This is a genomic window from Flavobacterium sp., from assembly GCF_031423415.1.
Taxonomy (GTDB): domain Bacteria; phylum Bacteroidota; class Bacteroidia; order Flavobacteriales; family Flavobacteriaceae; genus Flavobacterium.
On the sequence record NZ_JANPFL010000053.1, the window covers coordinates 1 to 24,454 of the forward strand.

22 protein-coding genes are annotated in these 24,454 nt (G+C 33.9%); 10 read left to right on the plus strand and 12 right to left on the minus strand.

Features of this window, described 5'->3' with window-relative positions:
• The coding region (locus RMO83_RS05280; RefSeq protein WP_310558632.1) for a gamma carbonic anhydrase family protein at window positions 1-516 on the plus strand (516 nt) is incomplete at its 5' end.
• A gap of 8 nt (window positions 517-524) precedes the next feature.
• Here RMO83_RS05280 and murI read toward each other — a convergent pair.
• From murI to RMO83_RS05320, 8 genes are all read right to left on the minus strand, one after another.
• A complete protein-coding gene (murI, locus tag RMO83_RS05285; RefSeq protein ID WP_310558633.1) occupies window positions 525-1,301 on the minus strand; it encodes a glutamate racemase in 777 nt (258 codons plus the stop codon).
• A 105-nt stretch (window positions 1,302-1,406) separates the two neighbouring features.
• The gene (locus tag RMO83_RS05290; protein WP_310558634.1) at window positions 1,407-1,907 is read right to left on the minus strand and encodes an OmpH family outer membrane protein; all 501 of its coding nucleotides are present in this window, start codon (window positions 1,905-1,907) and stop codon (window positions 1,407-1,409) included.
• A 16-nt stretch (window positions 1,908-1,923) separates the two neighbouring features.
• The gene (locus RMO83_RS05295) at window positions 1,924-3,408 is read right to left on the minus strand and encodes an OmpH family outer membrane protein (protein ID WP_310558635.1); all 1,485 of its coding nucleotides are present in this window, start codon (window positions 3,406-3,408) and stop codon (window positions 1,924-1,926) included.
• Between the two features lie 35 nt (window positions 3,409-3,443).
• Window positions 3,444-6,212, minus strand: coding sequence for a POTRA domain-containing protein (locus RMO83_RS05300; RefSeq protein WP_310558636.1), 2,769 nt, complete (start codon window positions 6,210-6,212; stop codon window positions 3,444-3,446).
• Window positions 6,145-6,885: an isoprenyl transferase gene (locus tag RMO83_RS05305; RefSeq protein WP_310558637.1), complete on the minus strand. Its 741-nt coding sequence runs from the start codon at window positions 6,883-6,885 to the stop codon at window positions 6,145-6,147. Before RMO83_RS05305 ends, RMO83_RS05300 begins: the two co-directional genes overlap by 68 nt.
• A 4-nt stretch (window positions 6,886-6,889) precedes the next feature.
• Entirely contained in the window at window positions 6,890-7,564 is a 675-nt protein-coding gene (locus tag RMO83_RS05310) for a DUF6089 family protein (protein WP_310558638.1), read from the minus strand.
• 160 nt (window positions 7,565-7,724) lie between these two features.
• Window positions 7,725-8,609: an NAD kinase gene (locus RMO83_RS05315; RefSeq protein WP_310558639.1), complete on the minus strand. Its 885-nt coding sequence runs from the start codon at window positions 8,607-8,609 to the stop codon at window positions 7,725-7,727.
• A 3-nt stretch (window positions 8,610-8,612) separates the two neighbouring features.
• Window positions 8,613-9,272, minus strand: a complete 660-nt coding sequence (locus tag RMO83_RS05320; protein ID WP_310558640.1) for a CBS domain-containing protein — start codon at window positions 9,270-9,272, stop codon at window positions 8,613-8,615.
• A 134-nt stretch (window positions 9,273-9,406) separates the two neighbouring features.
• Here RMO83_RS05320 and RMO83_RS05325 point away from each other — a divergent pair, with 134 nt between their 5' ends.
• The 3 genes from RMO83_RS05325 (at window position 9,407) to RMO83_RS05335 (ending at window position 13,356) form a co-directional block, all read left to right on the plus strand.
• Window positions 9,407-10,123 (plus strand): pyridoxine 5'-phosphate synthase, encoded by a 717-nt coding sequence (locus RMO83_RS05325; RefSeq protein ID WP_310558641.1) that lies wholly within the window; start codon window positions 9,407-9,409, stop codon window positions 10,121-10,123.
• Between the two features lie 95 nt (window positions 10,124-10,218).
• Window positions 10,219-12,498, plus strand: coding sequence for a TonB-dependent receptor (locus tag RMO83_RS05330; RefSeq protein WP_310558642.1), 2,280 nt, complete (start codon window positions 10,219-10,221; stop codon window positions 12,496-12,498).
• Window positions 12,499-12,501: 3 nt separating this feature from the next.
• Window positions 12,502-13,356 carry a DUF4249 domain-containing protein gene (locus RMO83_RS05335; protein WP_310558643.1) on the plus strand — a complete coding sequence of 285 codons (855 nt, stop codon included), beginning with the start codon at window positions 12,502-12,504 and terminating at the stop codon, window positions 13,354-13,356.
• Window positions 13,357-13,408: 52 nt separating this feature from the next.
• Here the strand turns inward: RMO83_RS05335 and RMO83_RS05340 are convergent, their stop codons facing one another.
• A complete protein-coding gene (locus RMO83_RS05340) occupies window positions 13,409-14,764 on the minus strand; it encodes a hypothetical protein (protein ID WP_310558644.1) in 1,356 nt (451 codons plus the stop codon).
• Between the two features lie 310 nt (window positions 14,765-15,074).
• Between RMO83_RS05340 and RMO83_RS05345 the strand changes: the two genes are divergently transcribed.
• Window positions 15,075-15,836, plus strand: coding sequence for an alpha/beta fold hydrolase (locus RMO83_RS05345; protein ID WP_310558645.1), 762 nt, complete (start codon window positions 15,075-15,077; stop codon window positions 15,834-15,836).
• 63 nt (window positions 15,837-15,899) lie between these two features.
• Here the strand turns inward: RMO83_RS05345 and RMO83_RS05350 are convergent, their stop codons facing one another.
• Window positions 15,900-17,222, minus strand: coding sequence for a T9SS type A sorting domain-containing protein (locus RMO83_RS05350; RefSeq protein WP_310558646.1), 1,323 nt, complete (start codon window positions 17,220-17,222; stop codon window positions 15,900-15,902).
• Between the two features lie 86 nt (window positions 17,223-17,308).
• Here RMO83_RS05350 and RMO83_RS05355 point away from each other — a divergent pair, with 86 nt between their 5' ends.
• From RMO83_RS05355 to serB, 5 genes are all read left to right on the plus strand, one after another.
• Window positions 17,309-17,650 carry a phage holin family protein gene (locus tag RMO83_RS05355; protein ID WP_310558647.1) on the plus strand — a complete coding sequence of 114 codons (342 nt, stop codon included), beginning with the start codon at window positions 17,309-17,311 and terminating at the stop codon, window positions 17,648-17,650.
• 123 nt (window positions 17,651-17,773) lie between these two features.
• Window positions 17,774-19,099 carry a trigger factor gene (locus RMO83_RS05360; protein WP_310558648.1) on the plus strand — a complete coding sequence of 442 codons (1,326 nt, stop codon included), beginning with the start codon at window positions 17,774-17,776 and terminating at the stop codon, window positions 19,097-19,099.
• Window positions 19,100-19,310: 211 nt separating this feature from the next.
• The gene (clpP, locus tag RMO83_RS05365) at window positions 19,311-19,982 is read left to right on the plus strand and encodes an ATP-dependent Clp endopeptidase proteolytic subunit ClpP (protein ID WP_310558649.1); all 672 of its coding nucleotides are present in this window, start codon (window positions 19,311-19,313) and stop codon (window positions 19,980-19,982) included.
• An 80-nt stretch (window positions 19,983-20,062) separates the two neighbouring features.
• On the plus strand, window positions 20,063-21,295 hold the full coding sequence (clpX, locus tag RMO83_RS05370; protein WP_310558650.1) for an ATP-dependent Clp protease ATP-binding subunit ClpX: 1,233 nt from the start codon (window positions 20,063-20,065) through the stop codon (window positions 21,293-21,295).
• Window positions 21,296-21,431: 136 nt separating this feature from the next.
• The gene (gene serB / locus RMO83_RS05375) at window positions 21,432-22,667 is read left to right on the plus strand and encodes a phosphoserine phosphatase SerB (RefSeq protein WP_310558651.1); all 1,236 of its coding nucleotides are present in this window, start codon (window positions 21,432-21,434) and stop codon (window positions 22,665-22,667) included.
• Window positions 22,668-22,744: 77 nt separating this feature from the next.
• Here serB and RMO83_RS05380 read toward each other — a convergent pair whose 3' ends face one another.
• Window positions 22,745-22,870, minus strand: coding sequence for a hypothetical protein (locus RMO83_RS05380; RefSeq protein WP_310558652.1), 126 nt, complete (start codon window positions 22,868-22,870; stop codon window positions 22,745-22,747).
• A gap of 1 nt (window position 22,871) precedes the next feature.
• Window positions 22,872-24,398 carry a GH3 auxin-responsive promoter family protein gene (locus RMO83_RS05385; protein ID WP_310558653.1) on the minus strand — a complete coding sequence of 509 codons (1,527 nt, stop codon included), beginning with the start codon at window positions 24,396-24,398 and terminating at the stop codon, window positions 22,872-22,874.
• Window positions 24,399-24,454: the final 56 nt, after the last annotated feature.

Sequence of the window (24,454 nt, forward strand, 5' to 3'; positions counted from 1 at the left end):
TTAATTAAGTCTGTAAACGGAAAATCTCCCTCTATACCTGAGGATTGTTATGTAGCCGAAAATGCTACTATTGTAGGTGATGTTAGTTTTGGTTCTTCCTGTAGTGTCTGGTTCAACGCCGTAATTAGAGGCGACGTCAATTTTATTAAAATAGGGAATAAAGTTAATATTCAGGATGGTGCAATTATTCATTGTACGTATAAAAAACATCCAACAATTATAGGGAATAATGTTTCAATTGGTCATAATGCCATTGTACACGGTTGTACGGTTCATGACAACGTATTGATTGGAATGGGAGCAATTGTTATGGATAATTGTATTGTTAACAGTAATTCTATAATTGCAGCAGGCGCTGTTGTCACTCAAAACACGGTCGTTGAATCTGGAAGTATTTATGCTGGAGTTCCTGCAAAAAAGGTAAAAGATATTGATCAATCTGATTTTGCAGGCGAAATTGAGCGCATAGCCAATAATTATGTGATGTATTCTAGTTGGTACAAAACGGAAGAATAATCTAGTTCTTAAAAATTTTTTTCAATTACTTCATATTGGTTTCCTAAAATTTCAGAAAGCACTTTAGGTTCATAATTAGTATAAAATAGTGGTTCCCTATTTTTTAGATTTGACAATCCTACTTTTTCCTTTAAAACATTTTGAGTTTGTCTTGCCACAGCTTCACCCGAATCTATGATTTGAATATGAGGTGGAAGAATTTTTTTAATTTGAGGAATCAAATAGGGGTAATGACTGCATCCTAAAACGAGATAATCAATGTTGGCATCAATCATTGGTGTGAGATAGTCTTCAAGAAGAGTTGTCATTTGGGGTGAATTAATTTTGCCATTTTCAATTAGGGGTACTAATCCGTTACCTATTTGCTCTATAATTTTTGTGTTGTGAAACTTTTCGACATTTTTATTAAAAAGTTCACTATTTAAAGTGCCTCGCGTTGCTAGAATTCCTATAGTTTGGGTTTTCGAATGAGTTGCGGCAGGTTTTATCGCAGGCTCTATTCCAATAAAAGGAACATTATATTTATTCCTTAATTCCTGAATTGCATTTGTTGTTGCAGTATTGCAAGCCACTACAATTAATTTGCAGTCCATTGCGAGCAAAAGTTCGGTATTTTTGCAACTTAGCGCAATTATTTCTGTTTTTGATTTTTGACCGTAAGGAGCATTTTTACTATCGGCTAAATAGATTGTTTTTTCGTCGGGAAGTAATTGATGAATTTCAGCCCAAATAGAGGTTCCTCCAATACCAGAGTCAAAAATTCCGATGGGTTTATTGTTAATCATAGTAACAAAGTTAGGTGCAACTTTTTTAAAAACCTATAAATCGATGGTAAAAAAAACGCTCAACCAAATAAATTAGTTGAGCGTTTATGTGAAGATTTATAAATGTTAGAAACCTAGTTCTTTTTTTACATCTACAGTCAAGTTAGGACCGTCAGCAAGTAAAAGAGTTGAACCATCAAGAACATATTGAAAACCTTTCGCTTTACCCACTTTTTGGATTGCTGTTCTTACTTTTTCGTAAATTGGTTTTGTTATTTCTTCTTGTTTGGTTTGCAATTCTTTTTGCGCGTTTTGACCAAAATCTTGAATTCTTTTTTGCATATCTTGAACTTCTTTTTGACGTTCAGCATTTACAGCATCAGTAACAGTTGCTGCTTCGGCGTCATATTTCGCCAATTTAGCTTTAAATTCTTCGGCCATTTTTTTGTAATCTGCATCATAAGTTGCGCTTAATTTTTCTAGTTGTTTTTGGGCATCAATCATTGCCGGCATCTTAGTCATTACGTCGCTTACGTCAACATGAGCTGTTTTTGCTTGAGCATTAATTGTTTGGCTAGCTACTAAAAAAAGTATTGCAGCAATTAGTAAAGTTTTGATTTGTTTCATCTTTTTAAAATATTAATTAATTATTGTTTGTATTCTCTTTTATTGTTTTTAATTTTTCTTCATTAGTTTTATTGGCTGCTTCTCTATCTTCGAGTATTTTTTTCTTTTTTTCTTCCAAAGCTTTTTTGCGTTCTTCAAATGATTTATTTCTGTCTGCAATTACTTTTGCTCTAGCTTCAGCTTGTTTTTGTTTTGCTTCCTCTGCGGGTGTTTTAGCAGTCGCTTCCTTTGTATCAGTTGTTTCCGTTTCTGTTTTTTCAGCTGATGTAGGAGTTTTTTCATCTCCCTTTTCGACATTCTCAGAAACCGTGCCAGTTTTTTTTGCGTCTAAAGCTTGTTTTCTTTTTTCTTCTTGTGCTTTTTTATTTTCTTCCACCGCTTTTTTGCGGTCTTCTAGTGTTTTTGCTCTAGCATCAGCCTGTTTTTGTTTTGCTTCGGCAGCTGCTGTAGCTGCAGTTTTAGCAGCTTCGCTTTTTGCATCTGGGTTGGATGTTGCATCATCAGTTTCGGTTGTTTTAGGAAGTGCACCTATTTTTTTCGCTTCCCTTTCATCTAGAATTTGCTGCCTTCTTTCTTCTGCTGCTTTTTTCTTGTCCTCAACTGCTTGTTGTCTAATTCTAAGCGCTTCGGCTCTTTGATCTGCTTGTGCTTGTTTTGCTTCAGCTGCTGCGTTTGCTGCAGCTTCTTTATCAAGAGTGTTGTCTGATGAAGTTTTGGTTTTAGCTGTAGAAGAAGGAGCGGTTCCATTTTTTTTTGCTTCTTTATCTGCAATGATTTGTAATTTTTTATCTTCGGCAGCTTTTTTCCTTTCTTCTAACACTAATTTTTTAGCCGCAATATCCGCTTCTCTTGCCAGTTTTTTTGTTTCTAAAGCTTTTTGTTTTTCGGATAAGTTCGGATTATCAGCGATTGCCTCTTGTTTAGCTTCTCTAGCTTCTTCTTCTTTGAGTTGTTTTTTTGTTAGTTGTTCTCTTTTTTCTGTTCGGTTTAGAGCACGAACTATTTGCTCGCTAATATCAAATCTTTTTGCTGCAAAAAGCATCGTCATATCTGACGTTTTGTCAAAAATAAAATCATATTTTTTGGTTTCAGCTATATCTTGAACCATAGTAAATACTTGGTCTTGAATGGGTTTTGTTAAAGCATTTTTTTGCGTCATCAAATCGCCGTTTGGACCAAATCTTTTCTGTTGGTATTCTAAATTTTCATTTTCAAGGAATACAATCTCGCTATTTCTTTCATCAATAAGACCTTTTGTCAATAAGGCTTTTTCTGCTTTTAAAGCGTCTTTTAGTTTATTAACTTCATTTTTTTTCGTTTCAATTTCTTGCTTCCATTTCTGGGCTTTTTGTTCTAATTGGTTTTGCGCTTCAGTGTAAGCGGGTACATTTTGCAAAATGTATTCCATATCAATATAGCCCACTTTAGTGCCTTTAGTTTGCGCCTGAACTGTATGTGCTAAAGCAAAGGCTACGAATATAAATAAAAATTCTTTTCTCATAACGATGATGTGTTAGAAAAATTTATATCAAACTATTAAAATTGTTGTCCTATTATGAAATGTGTTTCCCAGCCATTTGCTTTTGGAGCTAATAGACCTCCAGGCAATGGCAATCCATCAAATCCATATCCAAAATCGATTCCTAATAATCCAAATGCTGGCATAAACACCCTTAATCCAGCTCCAGCAGAACGGCTTAAAGCAAATGGGTTGTAATTTTTGAAGGTATCAAACGAAGACCCTGCTTCTAAAAATGTTAGCGCATATATTGACGCAGCCGCCTTTAATGTTATAGGATATCTCAATTCTAATGAAAACTTATTATAAATGTTGGCGCCATTTGATTCACCAGTTGCGCTGACAGGTGTTAATGATCCATTTGGATATCCTCTCAAGCCAATAACCTCTCTACCGTCCATTGCAAAATTTTGCATCCCGTCACCTCCTAAAAAGAATCTTTCAAAAGGAATAATTCCTCTTTGTTGATTATAGGCTCCTAAAAATCCAAATTCAACCAAAGAACGCAATACTAATGGACTCTTATTAGACCCAACTATTTTTGTGTACCAATCAGCTCTAAATTTAAGTTTGTAATATTCTAGCCAATTGTATTTTTTTTGATCGACTTTTGCTGGGTCAGCAGCAGCATCTTTATAATCTGCTACACTATTTGGCGTTGGATTAATTTGGCTTGGGATTGTCTCTACGTAATCACCGCTATTTACTCTAATGCCATTGTTTCCTGTGTAGGATGGTCCAGAATAGATATATTTATACTCCTTTTGATCGCCTAGGGTACCGTAATCTACTCCATTAAATAAGGAATAAGGAAGTGTAAATTTTCCTGTTAGACTAAATTCTGCGCCATATATTGGAAATATTGGATTGATTCCTTTATTACTTCGCGAAAACCCTATGGTGTAGGCTAAATTTCTGGAAGCTCCATCGCCAAATGTGAATAAACCAGTATTATAGTTGTTTAAGTCGTAGTGCTGGTAACTAATGGTTTGTGATAATCCGAAGTAATCATCCGGTACAGTAAGTCTTTTATAAATACCTGCGGATAAAGTTAAGATATTAAAACTTCTGCTTCTGTCAACGCTTTGAGTTTGAAAGTTGTTAAAATACTGCTGAGTATAAGAGATTGATGTGTTTAATTGTACGGGTTTTCTTTTTCCAAACCAAGGCTCTGAAAACGAAAGACTATAAGTTCTAAAGAAAGAACTTGCTTGCAGTCTTAGAGATACTTTTTGACCATCACCCATCGGAAGAGGTTTGTAGTATTCTTTTTTGAACAAATTCCTGGCAGAGAAGTTATTAAATGACAATCCTAAAGTTCCAATGAAACCACCACCGCCATAACCACCTTGCAATTCTATTTGACTAGCTCCTTTTTCGGTCAGCGGATATTCAATATCAACAGTTCCCGCAGCCGCATCTACGTTTTTAAATTTTGGTTCAATTGATTCAGGATCAAAAAATCCTAATTGTCCAATTTCACGAATTGTTCTAATGAGTAAATCTTTATTGTATTTTTCGCCCGGTTTAGTTCTTAATTCTCGGTAGATTACGTGGTCATTGGTTTTATCATTTCCTGTTACAGTAATTTTGTTGAAATACGCAATCGGTCCTTCTGTTATTCTAATTTCAAAATCAATTGAATCGTTGGCTGTTTTTGTTTCAACGGCATTAATGGTGGAAAACAAATACCCGTTATTTTGATATAAATTGGTAATATCATCGCCATCAGGTTTTGACTTATCTGCGATTCTTTTTTCTAAAAGAACACCATTATAAGTATCTCCTTTTTTGATGCCTAGCATAGAAAGAAGACCTTCATCAGAATATACAGTGTTTCCGAGGAATTTAATGTTTCCAAAACGATATTTGTTGCCTTCTTCAACTTTTATTTTTATCATCAAAGCCTTTAAATCTTTATTGTAAGCGACAGAATCAGAAAGAATTCTGGCGTCTCGATACCCTTTTTCTTTGTATGCAGCAATTACTTTATCCAAATCTTCATCAAATTTTGCTTGAATATATTTGGACGATTTAAGCGTTAGCAATTTTTTCTGCTTTGTATCTTTCATTGACCCACGTAGGGTTTTTGACTTTATTTTAGTATTTCCTTCAAATACTATATTCTTAATTTTGACTTTTGATCCTTTATCAATTTTCACGACCATGTTTACGTGGTTTATTTGAGCAGTATCAATAACGGTATTTATGGTTACTTTGGTATTGTAAAAGCCGTCTTTTTTATATTTATTTTCAATGTAATATTTTGTCGTAGTGATTAAATTTTCATTTACAACTTTTTCTTTTGTTAGACTATTGTCTTTGATTAATCCTTCAATCTTACTTTTACTGATGCCAACAAATTTTACTTCGTTTAATTTGGGTAATTCTTCCACATATAAATCAAGGTAAATACTGTCTTTTTCAATTTTATTTATGTAAAACGAAATTTCATCAAAAAGCCCGAGTTTTCCCAATTTTTTGATGGCGTTACTTATTTGTTCGCCTGGAACTGTTATTTCTTGACCTTTTTCGAGACCTGCAAATGTAGTTACGGTATTAGCATTAAAACTTATTTTTCCAACTATATCAACTTTAGCTAGTATGTATGTTTTTCCTTGGTCGAATGGTACTCGTTCTTGGGCTTTAATTTGTGAAAAACTTCCAAAAATCAATAGGCCTATGAGTATCTTTATGCTTTTTTGTAACACTAAAAAATTATTTAACTTGTTCACTTGTTTTTCCAAATCTACGCTCTCTTTTTTGATAACTAATGATAGCCTCATACAAATCTTGTTCTTTAAAGTCTGGCCATAATACATCAGTAAAATATAACTCTGCGTAAGCAATTTGCCATAATAAAAAATTACTTATTCTATGCTCTCCACTTGTTCTTATTAATAAATCTACCTCCGGTAAATTTCGCGTGTAAAGATGCTCATTTATAATTGAATCGTCAATATCGTCTATTGAAATTATATTATTTTTAACTTTATCGCAAATGTTTCTTACAGCATTTACAATTTCCTCTCTTGATCCATAACTTAATGCTAGAGTTAAGGTCATTCCAGAATTGTTCTTGGTTTTATCGATTACCTCTAGAAGCTCATTGTGTGCAGATTTAGGTAATTTTTCTAAATTGCCTATAGCATTAAATCTCGTATTGTTTTCCTGAAGGGTTTTAAGTTCTCTCTTTAATAATCGTACCAATATTTTCATTAAAGTTTCCACTTCAATTTTTGGTCTATTCCAGTTTTCAGTCGAAAACGCATAGAGTGTAAGGTTTCCAATTCCTAGTCTTGAACAGTGTTTTACCGTTTCTATAACAGATTTACTCCCGCTTTCGTGACCAAGAGATCTTAAAAGCCCCTGTTTTTTTGCCCAACGACCATTGCCATCCATTATTATGGCTAAATGTTTGGGTAAATTGGTTAAGTCTATTTTATTTTTTAAATCCATTTTATTATTCCGCGCAATAGCAGGGTTTATTTCCGAAAGTGTATGTAAGCGTTACTCCTGAAAAAACATACCAATCATTATTATTTATATTCCCAAATTTTTTAAAACTTTCATTCTTTGGATTACTACCGTCTAAATTATCCGTAAAAGTATATCTGGCGCCAACTTCTAAAGCTAAAATCACGTGTGGCGAAACATTCGATTTTACTCCCAACGTTATAGGAATGGCGAACGTACTTGTTGTCTCCTGCATCATAACTATATTAGAATCTAAGTAGGAATCACGAAATCTCAAATAACTTAATCCCGAATGAACATAAGGCGTATATTTCCTTTTTACTTCGTGCAAATTAAAATCAAAAAAATTAAATTCAATGCCTAAAGATACTTCTTTTATATTATTTCTAAATTGATATTTTCTTTGATTTCTACTTGGTTCATTAGAATCAAGGTCATTTACTGAATAATTGGCGCTATTTAGTGAAAATCTGTACGCAAGTCTGGGGTTTTTATTCCATTTGTATAATATTCCGATCGCAGGTTCGTTTGGAGCAATATATTTGGTTGAACCAACGTCGCCAATGAAATTACTTCCGCCAACGAAAAGACCGACCTCATGAATTTGAGCGTTCATTGAAAACATGAATAGCAACAAAATTAGATTGAAAAATTTATACATTTAATTAAAATTGCGTGCAAATATAGTAATTATCAACGCCAATTGACACTCATTGTCTATCTTATTGAATAATTGAAACTAAAATTATTTGGAAATTAAGTACTCTCAAGTAGAGAAACGGGAAAAAACGAAATATTGTATGAAGTGGAGCTAATTTGATTTAATTTCTGCGATCTTCACCCCAAAACAACTTGTTTCGCAATGTTTTCAAGAAGGTTGCATCTGGGATTTCTACCATATTTATTTCAAAGGGAGATTTTTTAATGCATAAAATGGTATCATTAGTAACAGAAAATAATCTTGAATCCAAAGAAACTAAATAATGGTCGTCTCTACCAGAAACTTTGAGTCTAATTTCTGTTTCATCCGTTACAACAAGTGGCCGTGCATTTAGATTATGCGGAGCAATTGGGGTTATTACGAAACTTTGCACATTTGGAGTCAAAATTGGTCCTCCACAACTCATAGAATATCCTGTAGAACCTGTTGGCGTGGCTATAATGAGGCCGTCAGCCCAATAGGAATTCAGATATTCGTTGTTCAAATACGTTTCGATGGTTATCATCGATGTGGTTTCTTTTCGGCTTACAGAAATTTCATTTATGGCAAAATTCAAATCTTTAATGGCTTCGTTTTCTGGCAAACAAGACAAACTGAGCAAGGTTCTTTTAGATATGGAATACTTTTTATCAATAATAAGCTGCAAAAATTCAGCAATATTGTCTTTTTGAACGGTTGCTAAAAATCCCAAGCGACCCGCATTTATTCCTAATATAGGAACTCCAGAATCTCTTACTAAGGTTGCTGCTCTCAAAATTGTTCCGTCTCCTCCAATGCTAATTAGGATATCAAAACTGCTGTCTAATTCGGTATGTGATTCGAAAGTTGGGTAGTCTTTTAAAATAAGATTTTTTTCGAATAAGATTTCGAGAAAATTAGATTCGATAATTATCTCTACATTATTCTTAATCAAGAAAGCGAAAATATCTTTTATGATGGGTTCTGTACTGTTTTGATAGTATTGACCGTAAATTGCTACTTTCATTTATTAGATATTAAGATATTTGTCTAAATAATCGGAGCGTTCTTTTAATGTGTTGATGTAATTGTCTTCATAATGTTCTGAAATAATTTCATAGTTGTACCTTCTAAAAGATTGAATAATTTCGTTCATTACCCCTAAACTTATTTTTATGGTTACTTGCGTGCTATCAGAATCGGCTTCTGACACAAATAAACCTAATATTTTGCCATTATTACTTTCAATGATTTGCGTGATTTCTCCGATTGAATACGCTAAGGTATTTTTTTTGACCACAAGTATTCCGCCAGATTCTTGTAAAAAAGGAGTTTCGTGAAAAAAATTCAGAATATCTCTTATTTCATAATAACCCAAATAATTGTTTTTCTCGTTCAAAACAGGAACTAAATTAGAATGATTTTTAGCAAAAACTTCTAAAACATCTAGCCAAATCATATTTTCTTTGGCAAAAAAACCTTCAAGAGAGTATTTATAATCCAAAACTTTTTTGAAACTATCGAATGTTTCTATATCGTCAGAAGCTATGCTACCAATATAAATTCCTTCTTCAACCACTGGAAAATGGGAAAAAGGTAACTCTTCAAAAAAGTCTTGTACAGTAGAAATAGTTTCATTACTGTCAATCGCTTTATAATCATTAGTAATATAGTTTGTAATCTCAGTCATAAGTCAATCCTAAATATTTGATGCAAAATAATCAAAATAATACAAAAACCCCTAAATTTAACTTTGTATTTTTGCAAAATTATAAATTGATACAAAGACAATGTAATTGCTTCGTGTCTCACAATAACAAAACAATGACAAAATTAAGTGTAAACATCAATAAAATAGCCACTTTGCGAAATGCTCGTGGAGGAAATGTTCCGGATTTATTAAAAGTAGCTATTGATATTCAAAAATTTGGAGGACAAGGAATAACCATTCATCCAAGACCTGACGAAAGACATATTCGGTATCAAGATGCTCGAGATTTGAAATCGATTGTGTACACCGAATACAATATCGAAGGAAATCCTTTAGAACGGTCGTTTATAGATTTAGTTTTAGAAATAAATCCAACACAAGTAACTTTGGTTCCTGATGCAAATGACAACTTAACCTCAAATGCGGGTTGGGACACCATAAAACATAAGGATTTTCTAACTGAAATTGTTCAGGAATTTCAACGAAACGGCATTAGGACTTCTATTTTTGTAGATCCCGTTTTAGAAATGATTGAAGGCGCCAAAATTATTGGAACCGAAAGAATCGAATTGTATACCGAAGCTTTTGCACATCAATATGGTTTGGGAAACAAAAAAGGGATTGATTCTTATGTAAAATCAGCGGTTTTGGCCAATGACTTGGGCTTGGGAATCAATGCGGGACACGATTTGAGTTTAGATAATATTCAATTTTTTTATCAAAACATTCCAGGATTATTGGAGGTTTCTATTGGTCACGCACTGATTTCCGAAGCCATTTATCTCGGATTAGATAATGTGGTTAATATGTATTTGCAGAAACTGAAATGATAGTACTCTAAAAAAGTAAATTAAAAGAGTTTTAGCCCAATGGTATTGGTTTAGAATTGTTTACTTTAGCATTTTTCGTATTAAAAACTTAACTTTTGAGATTAATTATTTTGCTTTTTTTACTTTGTTATTCCAACTTGTTTGGACAATCAAGTATTAGAATATTTGGAAAGGTGAAGTCAAACGAAGATTTGAATGTAGTTGGAGTTACTGTCACTTTTGACATAAATAAAGATAGTTCCTATACGGTAACGGACTCTTTAGGTGTTTTTACTACAAATCATAAAGCAGGATTAGTTAGCTTGAAAATTAATCATTTTGGGTATAAAAAGAAAGAGTTGAGTTTTTCTTTAAAAAACGACACGATACTTTCGATTGTATTAGAAAAAGAAGGTTCGCTTTTGAAGGAAGTTGTAGTTTCCAACAATAAAAAGAGTCCTATTACATCACTATCAGGAGGGAAATTGTCTTTTAATCTAAAAGAATTGACTTCTGTACCTACTATTTTAGGGACGACTGACATAATAAAACTTTTGCAATTAACACCAGGAGTCCAAAATTCGGGAGATGCAAACGGATATTTGTATGTACGAGGCGGTGACCCAGGGCATAATTTAATTCTATATGGCGGAACTCCAATTTATGGTATGTCACATTTGCTAGGTTTTTTTCCTTTTTACAATGCAGACCATATACAAGAAGTTGAATTTGATAAATCAAGTTCCAACTCAAAATATGGAGGGCGACTGAGTTCTACAACATTATTGATTCCTAATAAAAAAACACCTTCGCAATTAACGGTTCAAGGGAACATTGGACTGCTGGCATCTCAGATTACTTTAGCGGTTCCCCTTGGCAAAAAATCAGGGCTTTTTATATCTGGCAGGAAAACTTATATTGATGAAGTGGTGGCTCCAATATTAAATTCGTTTTCAAAAACAAGTGATGTCCAAGATATGAAATATGGGTTTACGGATGGTAATTTGACCTTTATTACAGAGATTTCAAAAAATAATTCGGTAGTTGTAGATGCTTTTATTAGTGCCGATAAATTGAAAATTGAAGATGCCAATATTGCTTTAAAAACTAATTTGCAATGGCAAAACTTCACCTTTTCGCCTACATTGATTTCTAAATTATCTCCAAAAACGAGTATGTCAAATGCGCTTTATTATACACAATATAACAATAATTTAGCGATGCAACAAGCTACTGTTCAGTTGGGGATATCTTCTTATGTAAAGGATTTTGGGTTCGCAAATTCGGTTCGGTTTATGGTTAAGGAAATTCCATTTGAATCAGGGTTGCACTATACTTTTCATAAATTGCAACCACAAGAAATTCAAGTTGAAAGTCTAATTCCAAGTAAAATTACAGAGCAAAACAATGACATTGAAGCAAATGAGGTTGCTATTTTTGTAACCGCTAAACCAAAATTGTCTGATTGTTTGTTTGCAGAGTTAGGATTGAGAATAAATTATTACAGTTCAGGTTTACAGTCAAATTCATATTTGCATTTACAACCTCGCATAATATTAAATTATTATCTGAATAAAAATCACTCTTTTTATACTTCTTATAATAGGCAAAATCAATATTTGAGTTTAATTACAACGTCGAGTGTAGGTATTCCAACGGATTTTTGGATCGCAAGTTCTGAAGGAATTTCTCCACAAACATCTGATGAATTTTCTATTGGTTCAAACCAAACTATAACAAAAAATATTACAACTTCATTTGGAGGGTTTTATCGTTCAATGAAAAACTTATCGGAATATCCTTTTGGAGTTGCTCAGTTTAATGAGATTTCAACATTGAAAGAGGACTTGTTAGTAGGAAATGGAACGGCGTACGGATTTGAAATGATGCTTCGTAAGACTAATGGAAAGTTTAAAGGATGGTTGAGTTATACACTGAGTTGGTCTAATAGGAATTTTGAAGAGATTAATAATGGCAACACTTATTTTGCAAAATACGATAGACGTCACAATGTAGCAATTGTCGGAATGTATGATTTGAATCTAAAATGGAATATTGGATTTACCCAGATTTTTAGCTCAGGAAATCGGTTTACAATGCCTACATCGTGGTACTTTATAAATAATAATCCTGTCAAAGAATATGCGGAATACAACAATGCTCAAATACCTAATTATATTCGAACTGATTTGTCTGTAAATTATTTTTTTATAAAAAGTACTAAAAAAGAAAGTGCTTTAAATTTTTCCATTTACAATACATTCAATATTGAAAACCCCATTTATAATGTTTTGAATGTAAAAGTCAATGAAGACAAACAAAGTGTAATTGTAGAAACTGAAAAGAAGTATTTATACAAAATTCTTCCTTCAATAAGTTGGAGATTTAAATATTAAAAGATGAAAAATAGTTGTTTATTTCTTTTGACAATAATAGCAATTAGCTGCAATAATGATGATTTTAGTACTGAAATTAAACTTGAATCGAAGATAGTTGTTGAGGGTTGGATTGAAGAGGGCGATGTGCCTCAGCTAATATTGTCTAGTAGTATTCCTGTAACTGAGGTTATTGATTCCACTAATGTTTTTGACCACGCCATACGATCTGCAAGGGTTACTGTTTCTGATGGGCAAAATGTAGAGGTTCTGAAAGTTAAAAATGATAAAGACAGATTGCCACCATTCGTATATTATGGTTCTGAAATTATTGGCGAAGAAGGTAAAACTTATACCTTAAAAATAGAATATTTAAACAGAATTGTATCAGCTACAACAACAATTCCTAGTGCAGTAGCTCTTAAGAGTGCAGAATATATAAAAAATAATGTCGCAGATACCACAGGATATATTTTTGTGAAATTTGACGACCCTGTGAATGAAAAAAACTATTATCAAATAGCAACAAGATTAGCAGGTCAAGAACCTATTTTTGTACCAGCTTTTTATGGGAATTTGGATGATAAAAATTTTGATTCGCCTAAAATTTCAATGCAGATAAACAGAGGTGTACTGATCTTTCCTAAAACTAAATACAAGCCGTATTTTACAGATGGCGATTTGATTTTCGTGAAATTAAGAACTATGAATAAAGATGCGCTTGATTTCTGGAATAGTTGGCAAAACGAAATTGTAAATAGCAGAAACCCTATTTATCCATCGAATACAAGTCTGAAATCAAACATTAATGGTGGAATTGGTATTTGGGCGGGATATGGACAAAGCACAATAACGGTTAGAACACCTCCAAAAAAATAAGGTCAATCTTAATAATTTATAGATTGACCTTATTGAAATGGTTTTTTTAGTTTTAATTTCTTTCAAAAGCTTTTAAGAAATCTTCAAACTTGGTTTCCAAAGTATCAAATCCTGTTGAAAAGTAAGCACTCATTTCCACTTCAGTATTGTCATTGAATTTCAGGTAGAGCACTGTATCGTAATATTGAACAGTAATTATTTCGCCATTACCATTATTTGTCCAATAGCCACCATTCGTATAATTTGAGTTTTTAATCCAAACTGGTAGTTCAGTGTCATAGCTATCTCCTTTTTCTGAATGGCTAACAACGTCAGCAATCTTGGTTCCGTCTTTTTTGGATACTAAAATTAGTTTAATATTTTTATTTGAATTAAGAACATTGCCTTCAGAATAATTTTTATTGTATGTGTTTTGAGCTGTGTAATATGCTTTGAAATTAGCAGTTGGACTGTCGTAATCGGGATAGTTAGGGTAAACTAAACTTGCTTCTAAAGCTTGATCGTCTTTAGTTTGCGTTGCAATATCCATATCGGCAACAATTAGAAAGTTGTCCATGATTTGAACTAAACCATTTGCCTTACCTTGGTATTGAATAAGACTATCATCGTTTATTAAGGCATCAATGTCGGCAGTACTTCCGGCGGTAAATGATATTAAATTTTTACCATTGTAACTAAAAGATGATTTTGCAAAATTTGCGGTTGCTTTTTTACCTCCACTAATTTCATAAGAATATCCGTCGTTCAAAACCATTTTAAAACTAGCTTCATCAGGAGCTTCTACCGTACCAGTGTATTTTGCATTTGCAGCAAAAGTAGCGGCTTGTGCATTATCAATAGTTAAAACGGCATCAACAGAAGTTGGCAAATAAAATGAGTCGTTTATAACAGCTCCTGTCTGCCAGTTATAACTGTCTTCAATTTCAACTTTTATGTTTGAAGAAATACCTTTAGAAGAAAAAGAAGCGTTGTTTGATGTTAAATTTTTCTTTGCAGGAAATACAAATTTTAACTCAGATGTTGAGCTTGTTTTAACCCAGTCTTGTTTTGAACGATTCCAAGTATATATTGCATAAACTCCTGAAACATTTAGAATATCCTCTATTTGGTTATCGTTTTTACCGTTAAATAAATCAATAGAGCCAATGCTTAATAAATTTTCAAGATTTTGCATTGCTTCAATTGCTCCTGATGTTTTCGACTTATCCATCTGAGTAAGCATATCATTGGCTTCTGCTTCCAATTTTACTTTTTGTTGAGCAGGAGTTAAATTAGAATACGGCTGCTTTACAATCGCTGCGATTTGATCATTTAGGTCTTGTACAGTAGGTTCATCTGTGCCACCACTGCTCGAACAAGAGATTACGAGCTGGGAAACAACCGCTAATAGTAGAATAATTTTTTTCATAATTTATAGGTTTAATTTGTTGCCTACTCTGTTCAGTTTTCAGCGACCCTGTTTTAATTATATTTCCATTATTTTGTAAATCAACAATTAAAAATCCAAAATTAGTTCTTTTGCAAGGTAATTCATTATGGTTTTCCTCATTTGGTTTAAACTTTTTATTTATGCTATTTGCTATATCATGTTATAAGCATTTTAAGTGTTGATATATAGACTTTTAATATTGTATGCGATTGGATATGTTAAGCTAATTTTAAATAAATATTCTTTTATTTAATAATCTTCTAACTTTGCAACTCAAAATCTAAATCAAATGTTGTATTCAAAAATAGAAGGCGAAGGTAAGCCGTTGCTAATTCTTCACGGATTTCTGGGGATGTCTGATAATTGGAAAACGATGGGGACGCAATTTGCCACAGATGGGTTTCAGGTTCATTTACTCGATCTGCGCAATCACGGCAAGAGTTTTCACTCCGAAGAATTCAATTACGACATAATGGCTCAAGATGTTTTCGAGTATTGTCAAGCTAATAATCTGGAAAAAATCGATATTCTAGGGCATTCGATGGGCGGAAAAACAGCTATGCTTTTTGCTGTGACTCATCCTGAAATGGTCGAAAAATTAATTGTTGCCGACATTGGTCCAAAATTTTATCCGCAACACCATCAAACTATTCTTGAAGGATTGAATGCTGTCGATTTTTCATTAAAACCAAGCCGAAACGAAGTTGAAGAAATTGTTGCAAAATACATTACTGATTTTGGAACTAGACAGTTTTTGTTAAAAAGTTTGTATTGGCAAGAGCCGGGACAATTGGCTTTTCGATTTAATTTGGCTGTTTTCAATATCCATATCGATGAAATAGGGAAACCACTTCCCGAGAATGCTGTTTTTAATAAACCAACTCTTTTCATACGTGGCGGAAATTCCAATTATATTCTCGATTCAGATTTTATAACCATAAAGAATCATTTTCCAGATTCCACTATAGAAACGATTCCGGATGTAGGTCATTGGCTTCACGCTGAAAACCCAAAATTGTTTTATGAAATAACAAGTTCCTTTTTAAAGTAAAAACATAAAAAAAGCCCTTTTCAGCAAATTTGAAAAGGGCTTTTTATTAAATTAAACTAAAATTTAGTTTTTCATAATTTTTATAGTTTCTGTTTTTCCACTAACTGAGGTTACTTTCAATAGATATACGCCAGTTTCTAAAGATTTTAAATCTAAGTTAATATTATTTAACTTTGAAAAATTAGCTTTATAAACTTCTTTTCCGAGTAAGTCAAAAACGGAAGCTTCTTTTATTGATGCTGTACCAGATTTCAGATATAATATTCCCTTTGTTGGATTGGGATAAGCACTAATTTCGTAATTACTATTAAAACTCGGATTTTTTAGAACTATCCCCGTGTATTTGGAAATTCCTCCAGTCGTAGCGTTGGTGTTAAATCCAGCAGAGAAACCGAAACTATCGTTCAGAAAAGCTAGAGTTCCGTGAAAAACACCAGTGTCGATTGTTGTCCAAGTCAATCCATTATCCAAACTGTATGAAGAACCAAGAGGAGTTGCAGATGCGGCAGAAATCACTTTAGAAGTACCAGGAATATAGGCAATATTAGTATTAAAAAACCCTGAAGTTGCAACCGAAATCCAATTAGTTCCACCATCAGTGGTTTTGTATAAAGCGGTTGTATTGTAATAATTCATCAATAGCCCATTATTTGCATCTGAAAAAGTAAATTTATCAAGTCCCAAATTAAAGTCTGTACTAGGCGACTGGGCAACTGTCCACGTTAACCCCTTGTCATTAGATTTAAAAATCCTGCCCGCTGAAGTGCCAAACCAAAAAGTGTTTCCGGCAACAGCAGTCATTCCTAAAAAACCTATTTCGTCTACTAGTGAAGCGGGAATGTTTGCCCCAACAACTCTAGTCCAAGTTGCTCCTGCGTCTAATGTTGTGTAAATTTCAAAAGTGCCATTTTCTGTATCGCCGCCGGCAACACCACTAGAAGCATCCCAAAAATGCACAAAATTCGTATAAGATTCTATAGGGTTGCTAAATAAAGCAGTGGTTAGTTTAGCCCAGCTAAGTCCACCATCAACAGTTTTCCAAATGCCACCAAGGTCGCCAGTTTCTGGTGCAGCCGATATAAAGGCAATATTATCAGAAACCGCCGAAATGCTTGTAATGCCCAGTCCGGTTGTATTTGCCCCCAAATTTATTGTGCCCGAAGTCCACGTTTCACCACCGTCAGTACTTTTTGTAAATTCCTTAATGGTATAATCAGGCGTTGCTGAATTGTCTAAAGCAATTGCCCAAATTACATTTGTATCAACAATTGAAATACCGCTTAAAGTTCTGTTAGCAGTAGTAAATCCAGTCGCTTTGTCAGACCAAAATTGGGCACTTGCTGCAAACGAACTCATAGTAATTACGAAAAGTAATAGTTTTTTCATACAATTAGATTTAAGATTGTACAACAAAGATAGAGAAAAACACACATATTTAGAATATTTAATTTACTTTTGAAATAAAAAAGTTTATGAAATTGATTGTCAGAATTATTATTACGTCAGTTTTGGTTTTACTCATTTCTCATTTAATGACAGGTGTTCATGTAGCAGGTTTTGTTACAGCATTGCTTGTATCTGTTGTCTTGGGATTACTAAATATATTTATAAAACCAATATTTGTATTGTTGACTCTCCCGTTTACCATTGTTACTTTAGGGTTATTTTTATTAGTTATCAACGCCATAATTATCTTGTTATGTACTAATATTGTGGGCGGATTTAGTGTAGATACGTTTTGGACTGCATTATTTTTTAGCGTTGTACTTTCTCTTTCTCAATCTGTTTTTTTTGCAATTGTCGGCAAAGATTGATAAAACAGTATTGTATTTGAAGCGTAAATAAGGAGCTAAAATTCAATAAATTAAAAACTTGTTTGGGTTGCAAAAATTTTATAATTTTGCAACCCAATTTTATTATGTAAATTAACGAAGAAGATGGATATTAAACGAGTAGCATTAGACGCAGTAAACGAAACAATTGTAATGACGGTTGTTCACACGGATTACAAAGGTCAAGTAGCAAAAAGAATAAACGAAAAAATGCCTTTGGCAACCGTTAAAGGGTTTAGAAAAGGACAAGTCCCAAAAGATCTTGTTGAAAAACAATACGGAAAAGCCATCAAACAGGAAGAAGTTAAGAAAGTTGTTGATTTGGCTTTAGAGCGTTTTTTAGCATCAGAACGATTAAATCTTTTAGGAACTCCTCTTGCAAAAGAGAACGAAAATTTCAATTGGGATGCCGAAGAATTAGTGTTTGAATATGAAATCGGATTGGTTCCTAATTTCGAATTGGATTTAGAGGCTAAAAATGACATCGTAAAGTATATTGTAAAAGCCGATGACAAATTAATCGACGGTCAAGTAGAACGCATCCAAAAACAATTTGGCAATCCAATTTCTCAAGAAGTAGTTGCTGAAGGTGTTGATATTAAAGGGGTTTTTACTAACGAAGCAGAAGGAATCGGAAATACTACTACAATTACATTGTCAATTTTCAAAGACAAATCTACCGCTGATAAATTCATTGGTAAAAAAGTGGGTGATGTAGTTACAGTAAACACAAAAGGGTTATTCGAAGATGATCACCAATTGATGGATTATCTAAAAGTAGGTCACGATAATGTGCACGGTTTAGAAATTGATTTTGATTTTACAATCGAAGCTATCACTCTTTTTGAGCCAGCGGAATTGAATCAAGAATTGTTCGACAAATTGTTTGGTGAAGGAAATGTTGCTTCAATTGAAGATTTGAAAGCAAAAATCAAAGAAGATGCCGAATCTCAATTTGCACAACAAGCAGACCAAAAATTATTGGGCGATGTAACGGAATTTTTAATCGAAAACACCAAATTCGATTTGCCAGCTGAATTTCTTAAAAAATGGTTGCAAACTGTTGGAGAAAAACAATTAACGCCAGAAGAAGCTGAAGTAGAATATGCACGTTCTGAAAAAGGATTGCGTTTTCAATTGATTGAAGGTAGAGCTATGGCGCAATCTGATATCAAAATCACTTTCGAAGATTTAAAATCGTTTACAACAAAAAATATTCGACAGCAAATGGCACAATTCGGGCAAACTAATCCTACTGACGAAGAAGTTCAAGGAATTGTAGCTAGAGTTTTGTCGAACCAAGAAGAAGTAAAAAGACTTTCAGACCAAGTAGTTGCCGAGAAATTATTGGAAGTTTTCAAAGAGAAAGCCAATCCAACGACTAAAGAAGTAACTTACGACCAATTTATTGCTGCGTCTTACGGAGAATAAGTTTGGAAGTCGGAAGATGGAAGTTGGGAGATGGAAGATTCTAAAGACAAACCGAATAATTTTATGATTTTATTACAAAGTCTAAACAATAAAAATTAAGTATCTTTGGGCGTCAGAAAAAAAATATTTTTTTGACGCTCTTTTTTTTGAATAGTTTAAGGGAGAACAATTGTAAACCTTTAAACAATTTTAAACTTTTAAACTTATAAAAATGAACTACGGTAAAGAATTTAAAAAATTTGCTACAAAACACCAAGGTGTAAACGCAATGTACTACGACAAAATCGTAGCAGCAATGAATCCAACGAATATGACTCCTTATATTATTGAAGAACGTCAGTTAAATGTATCGCAATTAGACGTTTTTTCGAGATTGATGATGGACCGAATTATTTTCCTTGGAACTGGAATTGATGATCAAATCGCGAATATCGTTCAAGCACAATTACTTTTTCTTGAAAGTGCAGATGCTTCAAAAGACATTCAAATTTACTTAAATTCTCCAGGAGGAAGCGTTTATGCAGGATTGGGAATTTATGACACGATGCAATACATCAAACCAGATGTTGCTACAATTTGTACAGGAATGGCAGCTTCTATGGGAGCGGTTTTATTATGTGCAGGCGCAGCAGGAAAACGTTCGGCTTTACCTCATTCAAGAGTAATGATTCACCAGCCATCAGGCGGAGCACAAGGTGTTGCAACCGATATGGAAATCAACTTGCGTGAAATGTTGAAACTAAAAGACGAATTGTACCAAATCATTTCAAGCCATTCAGGACAAACTTTTGATAAAGTGCACAAAGATAGCGAGCGCGATTATTGGATGATTGCCGATGAAGCTAAAGAATACGGAATGATTGATGAAGTTTTAAGAAGATAAATAAAGCTGGAAGTTAGAAGCTGGAAGTTGGGAGTTTTCTCATCTTCAAGCTTCAAACTTCCATCTTCCAACTCAAAAAGATGGCAAAACCAAAATTAGAATGTTCTTTCTGTGGAAGAAAAAAACCGGAAACCAATTTATTGATTGCCGGAATCGATGCACATATTTGTGATAAATGTATCGAACAAGCACACGGAATTGTATTAGAAGAATTAAAGTCAAGCAGTAAAGCAAATTTGCCTTCGGATTTAGTATTAAAAAAGCCAAAAGAAATCCGAGCTTTTCTTGATCAATACGTTATTGGTCAAGACCAAACCAAAAAAGTGATGTCCGTAGCGGTTTACAATCATTACAAACGTTTAATGCAACAAGAATTGCACGATGATGTAGAGATTGAAAAAAGCAACATCATTATGGTGGGTCAAACCGGGACTGGAAAAACTTTGGTCGCCAAAACCATTGCTAGAATGCTAGACGTTCCTTTGGCAATTGTAGACGCGACAGTTTTGACAGAAGCAGGTTATGTCGGTGAAGATGTTGAAAGTATTTTGACGCGTTTATTGCAAGCTGCTGATTATGATTTGGCTAAAGCCGAAAGAGGAATCGTTTTTATTGATGAAATTGATAAAATAGCCCGAAAAAGCGATAATCCATCCATCACTCGTGATGTTTCTGGCGAAGGAGTACAACAGGCATTATTGAAATTATTGGAAGGAACGGTGGTTAATGTTCCGCCCAAGGGAGGTAGAAAACATCCAGACCAGAAATTTGTTGAGGTAAACACTCAAAATATTTTGTTTATTGCTGGAGGTGCGTTCGACGGAGTTGAAAAAATTATTTCGAAACGTTTGAATCGTCAAGCCGTTGGTTACAGCACTTCAAGAAATGTTGATAATATTGACAAGGACAATTTGTTGCAATACATTATCCCTAAAGACATCAAAGATTTTGGGCTAATTCCAGAAATTATTGGTCGTTTGCCGGTGTTGACTCATATGGATCCTTTAGACAGAGAAACATTGAGAGCAATTTTGACGCAACCTAAAAATGCTTTAATCAAACAATACCAAAAGTTGTTTTTGATGGACGAAGTAGAATTCAGCATCTCTGATGAAGCTTTGGATTTTATTGTGGAAAAAGCGTTGGAATACAAACTTGGAGCTCGTGGATTGCGGTCTTTATGCGAAGCCATTCTAACCGATGCTATGTATGAATTACCAAGTTCTGATGATAAAATATTAGAAATAGACGTGGATTATGCTAAAGAAACGCTGAATAGAAATTTATTGAAACGATTGGAGATTGCTTCGTAAATTTTTTTGTTTATGAAATTTCAAACCCGACAGTTTTTAAAAACATGTCGGGTTTGTTTTTGAAAAAACATCCTATATTCTTTTTTATAAGCAATAGATTGTCGATTTTTGCCTTTCGTAAATTAATATATCAAAAATGGCAGTAGAAGATAAGGAGATTATTTTGTTAAAAGTTTCTGGTCAAGACAAACCTGGTGTAACCGCTGGTTTAACATCAATTTTAGCTAATTATGATGCCATTATTTTAGATATTGGTCAAGCGGATATTCACGATACTTTGTCTTTAGGGATTTTATTTGAAGTGCAATCAGGTTCTAATTCGGGAGCTGTTTTGAAAGATTTATTATTCAAAGGCTATGAATTGGGAATTAAGGTTGTTTTTTTTCCCATAACAATTCCAGACTACGAAATCTGGGTAAAAGGACAACGCAAACAGCGCTATATCATCAATGTTTTAGGGGAAAAACTAACCGCGGTTCAGTTAGCAGCTGTAACCAAAATAATGTCAGATCAAAGTTTGAATATTGACTCTATCATTCGGTTAACTGGTAGAACATCGGTGGTAGAAAAAGAGGAATATCCTCGTTCTTGCGTACAGCTATCAGTAACTGGTAATATTGTAGATAAAGCGATGATGACGTCTCAATTTATGCGAATTTCTGGAGATTTAGACGTAGATATTGCTTTTCAAGAAGACAATATGTACCGAAGAAATCGTCGTTTGGTGTGTTTTGATATGGATTCTACCTTAATTCAAACCGAAGTAATCGATGAGTTGGCCGAGTTGGCTGGTGTTGGCGAACAAGTGAGAGCCATCACTGAATCAGCGATGAATGGAGAAATAGATTTTAGCGAAAGTTTTAAAAAACGTATGGCTTTACTTGAAGGTTTGAGCGAAGACGTTTTGCATAATGTTGCTATCAATTTACCCATAACCAAAGGTGCGCATCGCCTGATGAAAGCCTTGAAATATTACGGTTATAAAACCGCGATTCTTTCTGGAGGATTCACTTATTTTGGGGAGTATTTGCAAAAGGAATTGGGGATAGATTACGTTTACGCCAACCAATTGGAAATCAAAGACGGCAAATTGACGGGGAAATATATAGGCGAAATTGTCGACGGTCAAAAGAAAGCTGAATACCTCAAAGCAATTGCCGAGAAAGAAGGCATACACATCAATCAAACGATTGCAGTGGGTGATGGTGCGAATGATTTGCCTATGTTGAATTTGGCAGGTTTAGGCATTGCTTTTCACGCCAAACCGAAAGTGAAAGAAAGTGCAGCGACTTCTATTTCTAGTTTAGGCCTAGATGGAGTTTTATATTTATTGGGCTATCACGACAGACATATTGATATGATGCAGGAGTAAGCTTAGGCTTTTTATAAAAAATAGAATCCCGAATTGAAATTTTCAAGACGGGATTTTCTACTTTAAATAATGTTGTTTTAGGAATTTCCCACAACGACTTTAGTATTGCTTTCACAAATTCCTCTTGCACCGCAACTCATTCTATGTGGCGCACAAGAAGCCAAAAGGGAAAGGCTGAAGAGCATTAAAAGGAGTTTTTTCATTTTATTGGTTTACACTTACCTGCCTATTTTTCAATTGTTCCAAATAATCTCTTTCGTTTGACAATCTCGGAATTTTGTGTTGGCCGCCTAGTTTGTGTTTGTCTTTCAACCAATCGTAAAATAAATTAGGTCTGGCAAGATTAATTATCAAAGGATTCAAAGTCATATTATTAAAACGTTTAGCTTCATAATCAGAATTTAAAGATTGCAAAGTTTCGTCCAAGACTTTTTGAAAATGAGTAAGGTCGTCTGGATTTTTCTTGAATTCAATCATCCACTCGTGCGCTCCTTTTTCCCTATCTTTCATGAAAACGGGTGCAACAGTATAATCTACTATTTCAGTGTCAGTAATTTGACAGGCTTTGGCAATAGCCATATCCGTATTTTCTACCATCAATTCTTCACCAAAAACATTGATATGATGTTTGGTTCTTCCCGTCACGCGAATTTTATAAGGACTTAAAGAAGTGAAACGAACCGTGTCGCCTATCAAATAGCGCCACAAGCCAGAATTCGTGGTAATGACGATAGCATAATTTTTAAAAAGTTGGACATCTGACAAACTGATGGTTTTCTGATTTGTGGTTCCAAAAGTATCCATCGGAATGAATTCATAGAAAATTCCGTAGTCCAGCATTAGCAATAAATCGCTGGAATCGTTCAAATCCTGAATGGCAAAAAAGCCTTCGGATGCATTGTAAATTTCGTAATATTTGAACTCTTTTTTAGGCAAAATCTTGTGATATTGTTCGCGGTAGGGTTCAAAACTCACACCTCCGTGAAAATAAACTTCGAGATTGGGCCATAATTCCAGCAAATTTCCTTTGCCAGTTTCTTCGAGTAATTTATTCATTAATACCAATAACCAGGAAGGAACACCAGCAAAACTGGTTACATTTTCGTTTTTGACCTCATTGATAATGGCAGGAATTTTTGTTTCCCAATCGCTCATTAAGGAGATTTTGTGGTTTGGCGTACTGCTAAATTCGGCCCAAAGCGGCATATTTTCTATTAAAATGGCTGATAAGTCTCCAAAAAAAGTATTATTGTTCTCATAAATTTGGGAACTTCCACCAAGACGAAGACTTTTTCCTAAAAACATTTCGGAATTTTCGTTGTTATTCAAATACATACACAACAAATCTTTGCCAGCTTTATAGTGACAATCTTCCAATGATTCTGGACTAACGGGTATAAATTTACTTTTAGCATTGGTCGTTCCGCTGGATTTAGCAAACCATTTTATGGGCGTTTCCCAAAGCACATTTTGTTCCCCTTTTCGCGTGCGTTCTATCAAAGGTTGTAATTCCTCGTACGTCGAAACGGGAACTCTTTCAGCGAAAGTGGCATAAGAATTTATCGAATCATAGTCGTATTGTTGGCCTATAACCGTGTTTTCTGAAGCTCGAATCAAATTCATCAGTAATTCTTCCTGAACTTCATTCGGGTATTTCAAAAAAAGTTCAATTTGATGAATCCTTTGTTTAAGCATCCAAGAAGCAAACGAATTGATGACAGTTATTGGCATTCAGATTTGTGATTTTAGATTACTGATTTTAGATTGACAAATACTAACTTTACAAC

Bases quoted from the DNA above. Each gene is read 5' to 3' on its own strand.
- murI (WP_310558633.1), bottom strand. From the start codon at position 1,301: ATGATTAACAATAAACCCATCGGAATTTTTGACTCTGGTATTGGAGGA.
- RMO83_RS05290 (WP_310558634.1), bottom strand. From the start codon at position 1,907: ATGAAACAAATCAAAACTTTACTAATTGCTGCAATACTTTTTTTAGTA.
- RMO83_RS05295 (WP_310558635.1), bottom strand. From the start codon at position 3,408: ATGAGAAAAGAATTTTTATTTATATTCGTAGCCTTTGCTTTAGCACAT.
- RMO83_RS05300 (WP_310558636.1), bottom strand. From the start codon at position 6,212: ATGAGGCTATCATTAGTTATCAAAAAAGAGAGCGTAGATTTGGAAAAA.
- RMO83_RS05305 (WP_310558637.1), bottom strand. From the start codon at position 6,885: ATGGATTTAAAAAATAAAATAGACTTAACCAATTTACCCAAACATTTA.
- RMO83_RS05310 (WP_310558638.1), bottom strand. From the start codon at position 7,564: ATGTATAAATTTTTCAATCTAATTTTGTTGCTATTCATGTTTTCAATG.
- RMO83_RS05315 (WP_310558639.1), bottom strand. From the start codon at position 8,609: ATGAAAGTAGCAATTTACGGTCAATACTATCAAAACAGTACAGAACCC.
- RMO83_RS05320 (WP_310558640.1), bottom strand. From the start codon at position 9,272: ATGACTGAGATTACAAACTATATTACTAATGATTATAAAGCGATTGAC.
- RMO83_RS05325 (WP_310558641.1), top strand. From the start codon at position 9,407: ATGACAAAATTAAGTGTAAACATCAATAAAATAGCCACTTTGCGAAAT.
- RMO83_RS05335 (WP_310558643.1), top strand. From the start codon at position 12,502: ATGAAAAATAGTTGTTTATTTCTTTTGACAATAATAGCAATTAGCTGC.
- RMO83_RS05340 (WP_310558644.1), bottom strand. From the start codon at position 14,764: ATGAAAAAAATTATTCTACTATTAGCGGTTGTTTCCCAGCTCGTAATC.
- RMO83_RS05345 (WP_310558645.1), top strand. From the start codon at position 15,075: ATGTTGTATTCAAAAATAGAAGGCGAAGGTAAGCCGTTGCTAATTCTT.
- RMO83_RS05350 (WP_310558646.1), bottom strand. From the start codon at position 17,222: ATGAAAAAACTATTACTTTTCGTAATTACTATGAGTTCGTTTGCAGCA.
- RMO83_RS05355 (WP_310558647.1), top strand. From the start codon at position 17,309: ATGAAATTGATTGTCAGAATTATTATTACGTCAGTTTTGGTTTTACTC.
- RMO83_RS05360 (WP_310558648.1), top strand. From the start codon at position 17,774: ATGGATATTAAACGAGTAGCATTAGACGCAGTAAACGAAACAATTGTA.
- clpP (WP_310558649.1), top strand. From the start codon at position 19,311: ATGAACTACGGTAAAGAATTTAAAAAATTTGCTACAAAACACCAAGGT.
- clpX (WP_310558650.1), top strand. From the start codon at position 20,063: ATGGCAAAACCAAAATTAGAATGTTCTTTCTGTGGAAGAAAAAAACCG.
- serB (WP_310558651.1), top strand. From the start codon at position 21,432: ATGGCAGTAGAAGATAAGGAGATTATTTTGTTAAAAGTTTCTGGTCAA.
- RMO83_RS05380 (WP_310558652.1), bottom strand. From the start codon at position 22,870: ATGAAAAAACTCCTTTTAATGCTCTTCAGCCTTTCCCTTTTGGCTTCT.
- RMO83_RS05385 (WP_310558653.1), bottom strand. From the start codon at position 24,398: ATGCCAATAACTGTCATCAATTCGTTTGCTTCTTGGATGCTTAAACAA.